The sequence below is a fragment of the Photobacterium pectinilyticum genome, from assembly GCF_024357955.1.
Classification (GTDB): Bacteria; Pseudomonadota; Gammaproteobacteria; order Enterobacterales; family Vibrionaceae; genus Photobacterium; species Photobacterium pectinilyticum.
In genome coordinates this window covers 1-13,131 of sequence record NZ_JANEYT010000109.1, presented here as the reverse complement: position 1 = coordinate 13,131, position 13,131 = coordinate 1, and the positions used below count along the sequence as shown (strand labels likewise).

The following is a 13,131-nucleotide window of genomic DNA, read 5'->3' as shown; positions in this document are numbered from 1 at the left end:
TGAGGCTATCCATAGCGATGTGACTGTCTGAAAGAGTAACCTCAATTAGATCATATTTTTACTTAGATTGGTATAACTCCCGCCAGATTCGGCCAGATGGGCCTGCGGTTTGAGAACCAGCACATTGATCGGGGAGTTTTCTACCACTTTAGCAGCGACCGAACCCAGCATCACTTTGTCCAGCCCAGATCTTTTGTGGCTAGGCATGATGATCAAATCAGCTCCAACCCGCTCGGCATGATCCAAAATCGTCGTCCATGTTTTCCCTTCAGAGACATGCTGGTGATGGACAATTTCCGGCGGAATGTAGGTTTCGGCAAAAGCTTTGAGTTGCTGCTGGGTGTCCTGCATCATTTTGCGGGCTGCATCCTTGGGAAAATAGCTGGATACCATAGCCATATGAATGCCGGGAAGCACGTTAAGCAAGTGGATGGTGGCATTGGAGTGCTGGGCATGCCAGACAGCCAATTCAACCGCTTTGTCTGCGAATCCTTTATCATTAAGGTCGACCGGAACCAAGATTTGCTTATACATACTATTCTCTTTGTTCTCGAAGGGAGAGGCTTCTTTTAGTGTATACCAAATAAGGCTGGCCCTTTCGTGATGAAAGGGCCAGATTTGCGGTTTACTTGATGTGGCTTAAGGTTTTAGCCCGCCTGCGTTGATTCCAGCCTAGTGTCCCCAATAGCAGTAACGTAGGTATAAATACCCACTCTTTCATTGGACGAGCAGCCGGAAGGCTAACAGTAGTGATCTCCCAGTCGAAGTCGATGCCAGCCTGCTCGGCTGGGCTACCAAACTCAACCATGTCGACGATCATTTTATCGTCATCCTGACGCAGCATCAGGCCGGTGGAGTCGATACGATCATCGGGAGATACCGCTTCTTCATCAAACGGCAGTAGCACGTGTTTGGTGACAAACTTTCCTTCCAGGTTTTCCCCGCTAACTTGCAGTTCTAACGGTTGACCAATAGCGAGCTTATCCGCCGCATCCGCGATCAAGGTGCCTGGCATCTCATGCTTCGGCGGGTAGACCATATCCCACCAGAATCCCGGCCGGAACAAAGTGAAGGTGATCAGCAGCAATGCCACGACCTCCCACCATTTCGTTTTGGTAAACCACCATCCTTGTGTCGCCGCGGAGAAGGTCAGCATCGCTATTATTGCCGAAGTGACTGTCAGCATTAGGTGCCACCAAGAGTCGATATTCATCATCAACAGTTGGGTGTTGAAGATAAACATGAACGGCAAGATGGCGGTTCGGATATCGTAGGTAAAGCCTTGGATACCGGTCCGGATAGGGTCGCTCTTGGCGATGGCGGCTGCCGCAAAGGCTGCCAAGCCTACCGGAGGAGTGTCATCGGCAAGGATTCCGAAATAAAACACGAACAAGTGGACGGCGATCAATGGGATGATCAGGCCGTTCTGAGCCCCAAGGGTGACGATAACCGGTGCCATCAAGGTTGAGACCACGATATAGTTGGCGGTAGTCGGCAGACCCATTCCGAGGATCAAGCTGATCAACGCGGTGAAAAGCAGCATCAATATGATGTTACCACCCGAGATAAACTCGACAAACTCGGTCATTACCAGCCCAATCCCGGTTAGGGTAACCACGCCAACCACGATACCGGCTGCCGCTGTTGCCACACCGATCCCAATCATGTTGCGGGCACCGGATACCAAGCTTTCAAGCAAGTCGACCACCCCTTCCTTCCCAGCTTCAGCTAGCGTCTTTTCCTTATTGAACATCGCCAGTAACGGGCGTTGAGTTAATAGAATAAAGATCATAAACACGGTCGCCCAGAAAGCGGATAGCCCCGGCGAGAAGCGTTCAACCGTTAAGCACCATACCAAGACGACAATAGGCAGCAGGAAGTAAAGACCGGACTTCATCGTCGGCCCCGGATCCGGGACTTCGGTGATCTCAGCGTTTGGATCTTCTAGCGTGTGATCTTGATAGTCAGCAGCGACTTTGATTAGTGCCACATAAGCGATCAGGACCACCATGGCAATCATCGGTGTTGCTGCGGCTCCAAATACATCTTTGGTCCAACCGACCCCGTAATATACCAGCGCACTAAGAACGACCAAGGCGAGAATGGTGCCGCAGAAAGACAACAGGCTCTGGGCAAGTGTCGGCTTGTAACGACGTTCCAGACCAGACATCCCTGCTTTGCAGGCTTCTAGGTGAACAATGTAGATCAGAGCGATGTAGGAAATGAGTGCCGGCAGCAAGGCAGCCTTGATGACCTCGACATACGAGATCCCCACATACTCAACCATCAGGAAGGCTGCTGCCCCCATGATCGGTGGAGTCAACTGGCCATTGGTTGAGGCCGCGACTTCTACGGCACCGGCTTTGGTGCCCGGGAAACCGACTTTTTTCATTAGCGGGATTGTGAAGGTACCGGTCGTTACTACGTTGGCAATCGATGAGCCAGAGACCAAACCTGATAGCCCGGAGGCGACAACCGCTGCTTTGGCTGGACCGCCCCGCATGTGACCCAGTAGCGAAAAGGCGACTTTGATAAAGTAGGCTCCAGCACCTGCTCGCTCGAGCATGGCCCCGAACAATACAAAGAGGAAGACAAACGAGGTCGATACGCCGACCGCGATACCGAACACCCCTTCAGTGGTTAGCCAAAGGTGCGACATTGCCTTATTGAGGCTGGCCCCTTTATGGGCAATGACATCCGGCATGTGCGGGCCGCCGAAGGTGTAAAGCAAGAATACGGCTGCGACGACCATCAGAGGTGGCCCCAGTGCGCGTCGGGTTGCCTCAAGCAACAGCACCATACCGATGACCGCGACCACGATATCCATTTGGGTCGGTGCACCGGAGCGGCCGGCTAGCTGGGTGTAGAACAAATAGATATAGGCAGCGGCAAAACTCCCTGCAAGAGCAAGGATCCAGTCGACCAGTGGGATCCGGTCACGTGGTGAGCGTTTCAGTGCTGGGTAGGCAGTAAATGCCAGAAAGATGGCAAAGGCCAAGTGAATAGAACGGGCTTCGGTGTCGTTCAGGACGGCAAAATTGAAAATAAACGGTAACGGTGAAGCGTACCAAAGTTGGAACAGAGACCAACAGAGTGGAACAAACCACAGGATACGTCCAGCCAGTCCAATCGGGCTCCGTGCCCCGGTATCCGCCTGAGCCACCATATCTTGCACATCTGTCGACGATTGCGTTGTCTTCGTCATGCATAATCCTTCTTCGATGGGCTAGGGTGTGATTAGAATTTCTTGGGATAAATACGAGAAACAGCAAGCGCCATGATGCGGCACTTGCTGGACAGTGTTGCCTATCAGCTGGCTTACTTCAGGTAGCCTGCTTCTTTGTAGTATTTCACGGCACCAGGGTGTAGCGGGATAGACAAGCCATCTTTGACCATATCTTCAGGCTTGAGGTTGGCAAAAGCCGGGTGCAGACGTTTGAAGGTATCGAAGTTTTCGAACACTGACTTCACGACAGCGTAGACAACGTCATCTGATACGTCGCTAGAAGACACCAGTGTTGCTGCAACACCGAAGCTATTGACGTCACCATCTGTTCCTTTATACATACCACCCGGTACGGTGCTCTTGGCGTAGTACGGATTGTCTGCCACGATTTGGTCAATTTTAGGACCCGTTGCTGGGATCAGCTTGGCATCACAAGATGTGGTGGCTTCTTTGATCGAACCGTTTGGATGACCGACGACATAAACAAAGGCGTCAATCTTGTTGTCGCAAAGCGCCTGTGAACGCTCGGAGCCTTTTAGCTCGGAAGCCAGTTTGAAGTCTTTGTTGGTCCAGCCCATCGCGTCCATGACAACACCCATGGTGGCGCGGTCGCCTGAGCCAGGGTTACCGATGTTCACACGCTTACCTTTCAGATCTTCGACACCGTTGATGCCAGCGTCGGTACGGGCAATGATGTTGAACGGTTCGGTGTGCAGTGAGAACACTGCGCGTAGTTTCTTGTATGGCCCTTGTTCTTCGAACTTGCTGGTACCGTTATAGCCATGGTACTGCCAGTCAGACTGGACGATACCGAAGTCTAGCTCGCCAGCACGCATGGTGTTGACGTTATAGATCGAGCCACCAGTAGACTCGACTGAACAGCGAACATTGTGTTCTTTACGGTCTTTGTTGACGAGCTTACAAATTGCACCACCAGTCGGGTAGTAAACACCCGTTACAGAGCCGGTTCCTATAGTGATGAAGTCTTGGGCATTGGCCATGCCAGTGGTCATTACTGCAGCAGCAAGTGCACTGACTTTGACGAATCGCTTAAATGCCATGTTTGTCCCTTCCTAATTGTTGTTATTTCCAGAGAAAAGCCTTTTCCATCTGTGGTAAGGCGTGCCTACCTGAGGGTAATTCATCGCTGAATCTGGTTAATGATATCAAAACAAAGTAATAAGTTTAAAACTATGTTAATGAGAGTGGGGCGATTACAACGTGGAAATAGTTACTGACAGTAAGAGGGGATGGAATAATTATTTAAAGCAATCAATGGCTTGTGCTAGGCGTGGCGATTCGGTGAAAGTTTGTCTTATTGTGACATAACTCTCACTATACTAGGCAGTCAATCGCATCGTTTGCTGCCTAGTATCGTGGTATGGATAAGCAATTACTTGCTGTAGTCGAACAGATCGCAGACAGAGTCGTAAAGCTCTTCTGTTGAGATGGTATTGGTTGGGGTGATAAAGATGGTATCGTCGCCAGCAACCACTCCTAAGATCCCTTCAGCTTTGCCAAGAGAGTCTAGTAAGCGGGCAATAACTTGGGCTGCACCCGGGCCGGTATGGATAACAACTAAAGCGCTGTTATAGCCAACTTCCATCACTAACTCTTTGAGAGGGCTACTTGTTGTGGGTACGCCAAGCTCGATTGGCAGGCAGTAGACCATTTCCATCTTCGCATTACGGGTACGCACTGCACCGAACTTCGTCAACATGCGAGAGACTTTGGATTGGTTGATATTGTCGAACCCCTGAGCTTTCAATGCGTCGACGATTTCGCCTTGAGAGCTGAATTTCTCTTCTTTTAGAATTAATTTGAACGCTTTGACTAAGCGCTCCTGTTTATCTGAATTTCGCATAAGTAAATATCATGTCCAGGGACGAGGTGCTGTATTCTGGCACAATTTTTTGGATTCAAGCAAACAGTGTTCAAGTAAACTGGTGCATGCATCACCATTCTAGACGTAGAAAGTGAATAGTTATTGATGAATATGCAGGCTCTACTCTATGTGAACGTCAATGATTCAAGAGGGGATGTTATAGGGATGTAGCACATTTTGTTCTTGCCTATGCGTGATATCGCAAAGCTGGTGGCATCTGATTGAATTTCTTTATCGGTTACTATAACGTCAGTTCTGCTTGTGATATGAAATCAGTGTTTTAAATCAACTGTGATTTCATATGATTAGGTCTGAAATTATATACTTCTATCGTAAGGAGAACGAACATGAAAGTTGCTGTAATTGGTGCGGCCGGTGGTATCGGTCAGGCTCTTGCCCTGTTGCTTAAAAATCGTCTGCCAGCGGGTTCGGATCTGGCTTTGTATGATATTGCCCCTGTAACACCAGGTGTTGCGGCTGATTTGAGCCATATCCCAACTCCTGTTTCTATCAAGGGGTATGCCGGTGAAGATCCAACGCCTGCACTCGAAGGTGCTGATGTTGTTCTTATCTCTGCGGGGGTTGCCCGTAAACCAGGAATGGATCGTGCCGACTTGTTCAATGTGAACGCAGGTATCGTGAAGTCATTGGCTGAAAAAATTGCCGTGGTTTGTCCAAAAGCGTGCGTGGGTATTATCACTAACCCTGTAAACACCACTGTTGCTATCGCCGCTGATGTGTTGAAAAAAGCGGGTGTTTATGACAAGCGCAAGCTGTTTGGTGTGACCACACTGGATGTTATTCGCTCTGAGACATTTGTCGCTGAGCTGAAAAATGTCGACCCAGGTGAGATCCGTGTACCGGTAATCGGCGGTCACTCTGGTGTGACAATTCTACCGCTACTTTCACAGGTAGAAGGTGTTGAGTTCACAGAAGAAGAAATTAAGGCGCTGACACCACGTATCCAGAATGCCGGTACCGAAGTGGTAGAGGCAAAAGCGGGCGGTGGCTCTGCAACTCTTTCTATGGGTCAGGCGGCTTGTCGCTTTGGTCTTTCTTTGGTTCGTGCACTGCAAGGTGAGACTGGCCAGGTTGAGTGTGCTTATGTCGAAGGTGATGGCAAGCATGCACGTTTCTTCGCACAACCTATCTTGCTAGGCAAAGAAGGCGTCGAAGAAGTGATGGATTACGGTACGCTGAGTGCATTCGAGCAAGAAGCGCTGGAAGGTATGATGGATACGCTTCATGGTGACATCGCCAAAGGCGAAGAGTTTGCTGCGAAGTAATCTGTAAGCGAATTAAAAGAAGCGGCCAATGGGCCGCTTCTTTTTTATCTACACAGAGTGAAAATGAGGGAAGATCGTCGTCATTAATTAATAATAATGATCACAGCCGGTGTGCAGTTGAGGCTGGTCGACAAGATCATTACAGTTGATATTGATCCGGCGATGATCTTTCATGCTCTCAATGATCACGGTGTTGTGTTCTTGATCCACGTCGATGACTTCGGCGACCCCATTTTGAAACTCCACCCACATACCAGACTTGAGCTCTTTTGCTTGCATAATGGCCTCCTGACATGATCATCAATGATCCAGCCTTTATTGATATAACTATAGAATATTGTGATTGCAATGAGTGATGACGGTCTTTGGCTGGGATCTGGTCATAAAAAAAGCCTGCCGATTGGCAGGCTTAATTAAGCAATATGATAGCGTTACTTGTTGCGGTGGACCGCTAGGTGGGCCAGTTCAATCAAGGCGACTTTGTATTCGCTATCGCCAATCGGAGCTAGGCTGGCAATCGCTTTCTCGGCCTCTTCTTCCGCTCGTTGTTGGGTATAGTCAAGCGATCCGGCCTGCTTCATACACGCAAGGATCGGCTCTAGCTTATCAAGGCCATTGCCTTTCTCAATCGCCTCTCGGATCATCGCAGATTGCTCTGTATTACCATGTTGCATCGCGTGAAGCAGAGGAAGGGTCGGTTTGCCTTCGGCCAGGTCGTCACCGACGTTTTTACCCATCTCATCACCGTCGGCATTGTAGTCCAGTACATCGTCGATCAGTTGGAAGGCGGTGCCGAGGTAGCGCCCGTAGTCTTGCAGGGCCCGCTCAATCTCTTCTGGTGCGTCTACCAAGATGGCGGAGATCTGGGTTGCGGCTTCGAACAGACGGGCTGTCTTGGAGTAGATGACCTGCATATAGCTGTCTTCGGTAGTGTCGGGATCGTTGCAGTTCATTAACTGCTGTACTTCCCCTTCAGCGATGACATTGGTTGCTTCGCTCATGACGTCAAGGATCCGCAACGATCGTAGGCTAGTCATCATCTGGAATGAGCGGGTGTAGATGTAATCGCCCACCAAGACACTGGCCGCATTACCGAACATAGCATTGGCGGTGGCTTTACCACGGCGCATATCCGACTCATCGACGACGTCGTCATGTAGCAGAGTCGCAGTATGGATAAATTCCACAAATGCCGCAGCGGTTGTGTGCTGTTCACCTTGGTAACCAAGGGCACGGGCTGCCAGTACAGCAAGCATCGGGCGTATGCGTTTGCCGCCGCCGCTGACAATGTAAAAACCTAGTTGATTAATGAGGGCTACATCTGAGTTCAGTTGAGCCAGTATCTTCGCGTCGACTTGTGCCATATCATTGGCAGTGAGCGCTTGGATAGCTTTGAAATCCATTGTACATCCAGCAAAATAATGTGCCGCACCCGGCGGATTGTTATGCGTGTCGGTTGATGGCTTAACGGGTTTTGACCCAAGCTGAAAAACCAGCCCAATTAGGATGGGAAGTGGCTCACAGTAAGGTTCAAAGGGGTTGCATAGTTAAGATTTGTTCATCAACCGATATAAATTAATTATCGAATATTACACTAAAATGCTGCAATCTTCATAACCTCGATTGCGTTTAAATCAATGACTTTTATTACTGACCAGCTTTTCGCCAATTTTCTTTGCACAAGCGCTTGCCAGTAGCCCTGATTTCGCGTAACATTCGCGCCCTATTGATGACAAGATTAAGCGCATACCCATTGCCCAAGTTATACGTGGCAAATGGCCTATGCGGACAAGCGGAGTAAGACATGTACGCTGTTTTCCAAAGTGGTGGTAAACAACACCGTGTAAGCGAAGGCCAGACCTTACGCTTAGAAAAACTAGACGCTGAAACTGGCGCTAGCATTGAATTCGACTCAGTTCTTCTAGTCGCTAACGGCGAAGAAGTGACTGTAGGCGCACCTTTTGTAGCTGGCGGTAAAGTAACTGCAGAAGTAGTTACACACGGTCGTGGCGATAAAGTAAAAATCGTTAAGTTCCGTCGTCGTAAGCACTCTCGTAAGCAAGCGGGCCACCGTCAGTGGTTCACTGAAGTCAAAATTACTGGCATCAGCGCTTAATAACAGGAGAATTTAAAGATGGCACACAAAAAAGCTGGCGGTTCTACTCGTAACGGCCGCGATTCAGAAAGTAAACGTCTTGGTGTTAAGCGTTTCGGTGGCGAATCTGTACTAGCAGGTAACATCATCGTACGTCAGCGTGGTACTAAGTTCCACGCAGGTAACAACGTAGGCCTAGGTAAAGACCACACTCTATTCGCTCTATCTGATGGTAAAGTGAAGTTCGAAGTTAAAGGTCCTAAGAACCGTAAATTCGTTTCTATCGAAGCTGAATAATTTCAGTCTCGACACGAATGATAAAGCCCTGCCTACTGGCGGGGCTTTTTGTTTATGGGGGGCTTTATGCCACAGCAAAATCCCTTTGTTGGGATGTCCCTGGCGTTGTTGACCGCCGTATTTTGGGGAGCGCTGCCCATTGCAATGAAGCAGGCTGTCGAGGTGATGGATCCCTTTACCATCGTCTGGTATCGATTCATGACAGCGGCCACTGGATTAGGCCTGTGGCTAGCTTACCGACGTAATCTGCCAAGCCTTAGTAGGCTAGGGCGTCAGGGAGCTATTCTTATGTTGCTGGCAAGCTTGGGGCTTGCAGGTAACTTTGTACTGTTCAACAGTTCGTTGTCGTACCTAAACCCGGCTGTTGTCCAGGTGATTATGCAGCTGGCACCAATGATGTTGCTGTTGTCCAGCGTCTGGTTGTTTAAAGAAACGCTAGGCAAGCACCAGGTTGTGGGCGTGATAGCCCTATTGACCGGGTTGCTACTGTTTTTTAACGAGCGTCTGGCTGAGCTGTTTACCAGCATGAGCGCGTATACCACCGGTGTGTTGCTGGCGGTCGCTGCTGCGATGGTGTGGGTGGTTTATGCCTTGGCCCAAAAGCGAATGCTACGTCAGTTTTCGTCGTCGCAGATCTTGTTAATGATCTACGTGATCTGCGCCTTGATCCTGACGCCGGTCGCCACACCAAGCCAGATCCAGATAATGGATCCCCGCCAGTTGGGTATGCTGATTTTTTGCTGCCTCAACACGCTAGTGGGATACGGGGCGTTCGCCGAAGCGATGGCACGCTGGCAGGCATCACAGGTTAGTGCGGTGATCACTTTGGCGCCTTTGTTCACGATCCTGTTTGTGGATCTGGCCAGCTTAATTTGGCCTGACTATGTCGCGCCAGCAGCCCTGAACCAATGGGGTTATGCCGGAGCTATGGTCGTTGTCGGTGGTGCGATGTTCAGTGCTATCGGTCATCGCTTGCTGAAGCGAAAGTAATACTGGGCACCAGCGTTGCCCGCGGTTGTGCGTGTCAAAAGGTCAGATAAGCATGACATTTGGTTGTACAATAGGTTAATAGCTACTTGGACAGAGCGATCCGGGTTGAAGAGTTTTAACGCCACAGTGCGGAGAAAGAGATGAAGTTTGTAGATGAAGCGGTGATTCGAGCCGATGCTGGTGACGGTGGTAATGGTACCGTTAGTTTCCGTACCGAAAAGTATGTACCGAAAGGCGGACCTGACGGTGGTGACGGCGGTGACGGTGGTGATGTTTACCTACTGGCCGATGAAAACCTCAATACATTGATTGACTATCGCTTTGTAAAATTTTATGCCGCTGAACGTGGCGAAAATGGTCGCGGTGGTAACTGTACTGGTAAACGTGGTGCCGACAAGGTCTTAAGCGTTCCAGTTGGTACCCGTGCTGTCGATGAAGAGACCGGTGAAGTCATTGCCGATTTGACGCAGCATGGCATGAAGATCATGGTATCTAAAGGTGGTTTCCATGGTTTGGGTAACACCCGTTTTAAGTCTTCTGTAAACCGTGCTCCGCGTAAGAAAACAATGGGTACCAAGGGCGAGGTTCGTCACCTTCGACTAGAGCTATTGTTATTGGCTGATGTGGGGATGCTTGGTCTGCCAAATGCAGGTAAATCGACATTCATCCGTTCTGTATCAGCGGCAAAACCAAAAGTGGCTGATTATCCGTTCACCACTCTGGTGCCAAGCTTAGGTGTGGTTCGTGTTGATAGCGAGCGTAGCTTTGTTGTTGCCGATATTCCGGGTTTGATTGAGGGTGCTGCTGACGGTGCCGGCTTGGGTATTCGTTTCTTGAAGCACCTTGAGCGCTGTCGTGTACTCTTGCACATGATCGATCTGCTACCAGCTGATGGCTCAGACCCGATTGAAAATGCATTTACAATCATCAACGAGCTTAACCAGTACAGTGAAAAGCTAACCAATAAACCGCGTTGGCTGGTATTTAACAAAGCTGATCTGATGCCAGAAGAAGAAGCGCAAGAGAAGATCGAAGAGATCTTAGACGCTCTGGCATGGGACGATGATTACTATTGTATCTCGGCACTAAATCGTACGGGAACCAAAGAGCTTACCTACGATCTTATGCGTCAGATAGAATCAATGCCTGCTGTTGACTTTGAAGATAATGACGAAGAGTCTGAAGAGAAGAAAGTTGAGTTCAAGTGGGATGATTATCACGAACAGCAAATTAAAAACGCTGAGAAGAGTGATGACGATGATGATGACGACTGGGATGATTGGAACGAAGACGATTACGATGTAGAGATCATCTACAAGCCGTAACCAATAAGTACTCAGTACGATGAAAAACCGCCTGCAAGGGCGGTTTTTTTGTGCCGAATCAAGCTGATATTCGTAAAATTGTATGATAATTCATCATCCAGTTCACAGATTTGAGGCAGAAGACACAATGGAAGAGTCAAGCGGGGCATTGACCGAGCCGGTACAGCGGGAGATTTCTCGCCTTGCGGTATTGGCGGGACAGCGGTTGTTGCAACATGGAGCGGAAAGTACTTTGGTGATGGATGTAGCCAGGCGCTTGGGGTTAGCTTTGGGTGTCGACAGTGTTGAGGTCTCCTTGTCTGCCAGTTCCATGGTGCTGACGACCCTTAGCCATGGGCGTTGCATCACGACCACTCGCCGATGCCAAGACCGCGGTATCAACATGCAGGTGGTGACCGAAATCCAGCGGGTGTGCATCATGGCCGAACGAGGGGTGCTGGATGTCAACGGAGTACACCAACGGCTAGAGAAGATCAAGCCCATGCGCTATAACCGGTATCTGGTGATCGTGATGATCGGTCTGTCGTGTGCTTCTTTCAGCCGCCTAGCGGGCGGGGATTGGCCAGTGTTCGCTTTGACCTTCGTGGCATCGGCGGTGGGCATGTTTGTCCGTCAGGAGATTGCTCACTGCCATTTCAATCCACTGCTCAACTTCGGTGTTACCGCTTTTGTGACCACTCTGATTTCCGGGGTCGGGCAAGTGTATCAAATCGGCGAAGCTCCGTTTTTGGCTATGGCCTCATCGGTATTGATGTTGGTGCCAGGTTTCCCGCTTATTAACGCGATTTCAGACATGGTCAAAGGATATTCCAATATGGGGATCGCCCGCTGGACCATGGCCAGCTTGCTGACCTTGTCGACCAGTATGGGAATCGTAGCGGCCATGAATGTACTGGGTGTATGGGGATGGCTATCATGATTTCCACCACATTTTTGCTCGCTCTGCTCAATGATATGTTTTTTGCCATGATCCCAGCGGTCGGCTTTGCGTTGGTGTTCAATGTGCCGCCGAAGGCACTGAAGTATTGTGCCATTGGTGGCGCACTGGGCCATGGCTGTCGTTTTGCTTTAATGCACGGGGGGCTGCCGATTGAGTGGGCGACCTTGTGTGCAGCGACGTTGGTCGGGGTGATAGGTGTTCATTGGTCACACCGTTTTCTGGCCCACCCCAAGGTGTTTACCGTTGCGGCGATGATCCCTATGGTACCGGGGGTGTTCGCCTTTAAAGCGATGATTGCCTTGGTTGAAATCAACCACCGGGGATTTACCCCTGAGCTGTGGGGATTGTTAGTTGAAAACATGCTTAAGGCGGTATTTATCGTGGCATCTCTCGCAATCGGCCTGGCGATGCCCGGCTTGCTGTTTTATCGCCGTCGTCCTGTGGTATAACTCTTGCCGACAGGAATAGAGGAGAAAGCAATGAAGATCAGTATGGTTGCCGCGATGGCTAAGGCGCGGATCATCGGTAAAGATAATGCCATGCCGTGGCATCTACCTGCCGACTTTACTTGGTTCAAGAAAGTCACGATGGGCAAGCCGGTGGTGATGGGCCGCAAAACCTTCGAGTCCATTGGCCGCCCTTTGCCGGGCCGGCACAATATCGTGATCAGCCGCAATGCTGATTACCAAGCCGAAGGGGTCACTGTGGTTGCTGATATCAATGCGGCCAAACAAGCTGCCGGCGATGTCGATGAACTGATGGTGATCGGTGGCGGCAGTATTTACGCTGCTTGCTTGGAAGAGGCCGACCGCCTTTACCTGACCTTTATTGATTTAGATGTTGAAGGTGATACCCAGTTTCCTGACTGGGGAGAAAACTGGCAGGAAGTGCACTGCGAATCGTATACGGCAGACGAGAAAAATGCCCATGATATGCGGTTTGTGATTTTGGAGCGCTAACCAACCCAGTAGCGATCGGATTAAAAAGGCTTGCCAATTGGCAAGCCTTTTTAACCTCAGATCGGTTTAAGCCATCGCCATCAACCCTGATTGCTCAGTGCTAGTGATGTTTAGCGATGGCTTTTCTG

The 13,131-nt window shown here is 49.9% G+C and carries 14 protein-coding genes; 8 read left to right on the top strand and 6 right to left on the bottom strand.

The features are described 5' to 3' along the window. Window positions 1–45: 45 nt before the first annotated feature. The 4 genes from NHN17_RS23945 to argR form a co-directional block, all read right to left on the bottom strand. Entirely contained in the window at window positions 46–534 is a 489-nt protein-coding gene (locus tag NHN17_RS23945; protein ID WP_255045176.1) for a universal stress protein, read from the bottom strand. A 91-nt stretch (window positions 535–625) separates the two neighbouring features. Then, entirely contained in the window at window positions 626–3,205 is a 2,580-nt protein-coding gene (locus tag NHN17_RS23940; protein WP_255045175.1) for a TRAP transporter permease, read from the bottom strand. Between the two features lie 113 nt (window positions 3,206–3,318). Then, window positions 3,319–4,287 (bottom strand): TAXI family TRAP transporter solute-binding subunit, encoded by a 969-nt coding sequence (locus tag NHN17_RS23935; protein WP_255045174.1) that lies wholly within the window; start codon window positions 4,285–4,287, stop codon window positions 3,319–3,321. 332 nt (window positions 4,288–4,619) lie between these two features. Further along, window positions 4,620–5,090 carry a transcriptional regulator ArgR gene (argR, locus tag NHN17_RS23930; protein WP_255045173.1) on the bottom strand — a complete coding sequence of 157 codons (471 nt, stop codon included), beginning with the start codon at window positions 5,088–5,090 and terminating at the stop codon, window positions 4,620–4,622. A gap of 368 nt (window positions 5,091–5,458) precedes the next feature. On the opposite strand from argR, the gene mdh reads away from it, so the two are divergent. Further along, window positions 5,459–6,397: a malate dehydrogenase gene (mdh, locus tag NHN17_RS23925; protein ID WP_255045172.1), complete on the top strand. Its 939-nt coding sequence runs from the start codon at window positions 5,459–5,461 to the stop codon at window positions 6,395–6,397. An 87-nt stretch (window positions 6,398–6,484) separates the two neighbouring features. Here the strand turns inward: mdh and NHN17_RS23920 are convergent, their stop codons facing one another. After that, window positions 6,485–6,676 (bottom strand): hypothetical protein, encoded by a 192-nt coding sequence (locus NHN17_RS23920; protein WP_255045171.1) that lies wholly within the window; start codon window positions 6,674–6,676, stop codon window positions 6,485–6,487. A gap of 152 nt (window positions 6,677–6,828) precedes the next feature. Continuing rightward, window positions 6,829–7,800, bottom strand: coding sequence for an octaprenyl diphosphate synthase (ispB, locus tag NHN17_RS23915; protein ID WP_255045170.1), 972 nt, complete (start codon window positions 7,798–7,800; stop codon window positions 6,829–6,831). Window positions 7,801–8,201: 401 nt separating this feature from the next. On the opposite strand from ispB, the gene rplU reads away from it, so the two are divergent. From rplU to folA, 7 genes are all read left to right on the top strand, one after another. Then, window positions 8,202–8,513 (top strand): 50S ribosomal protein L21, encoded by a 312-nt coding sequence (gene rplU, locus NHN17_RS23910; RefSeq protein WP_039456406.1) that lies wholly within the window; start codon window positions 8,202–8,204, stop codon window positions 8,511–8,513. A gap of 18 nt (window positions 8,514–8,531) precedes the next feature. Beyond that, window positions 8,532–8,789, top strand: coding sequence for a 50S ribosomal protein L27 (rpmA, locus tag NHN17_RS23905; protein ID WP_007467532.1), 258 nt, complete (start codon window positions 8,532–8,534; stop codon window positions 8,787–8,789). A 66-nt stretch (window positions 8,790–8,855) separates the two neighbouring features. Beyond that, window positions 8,856–9,779, top strand: coding sequence for a DMT family transporter (locus tag NHN17_RS23900; RefSeq protein ID WP_255045169.1), 924 nt, complete (start codon window positions 8,856–8,858; stop codon window positions 9,777–9,779). A 140-nt stretch (window positions 9,780–9,919) separates the two neighbouring features. Continuing rightward, window positions 9,920–11,104, top strand: coding sequence for an Obg family GTPase CgtA (gene cgtA, locus NHN17_RS23895; RefSeq protein ID WP_255045168.1), 1,185 nt, complete (start codon window positions 9,920–9,922; stop codon window positions 11,102–11,104). Window positions 11,105–11,231: 127 nt separating this feature from the next. Beyond that, window positions 11,232–12,023, top strand: a complete 792-nt coding sequence (locus NHN17_RS23890; protein WP_255045166.1) for a threonine/serine exporter family protein — start codon at window positions 11,232–11,234, stop codon at window positions 12,021–12,023. Next, window positions 12,020–12,493 (top strand): threonine/serine exporter family protein, encoded by a 474-nt coding sequence (locus NHN17_RS23885; RefSeq protein ID WP_373689591.1) that lies wholly within the window; start codon window positions 12,020–12,022, stop codon window positions 12,491–12,493. The genes NHN17_RS23890 and NHN17_RS23885 overlap by 4 nt, the downstream gene beginning before the upstream one ends. 30 nt (window positions 12,494–12,523) lie before the next feature. Continuing rightward, window positions 12,524–13,003, top strand: a complete 480-nt coding sequence (folA, locus tag NHN17_RS23880) for a type 3 dihydrofolate reductase (RefSeq protein ID WP_255045164.1) — start codon at window positions 12,524–12,526, stop codon at window positions 13,001–13,003. Window positions 13,004–13,131: the final 128 nt, after the last annotated feature.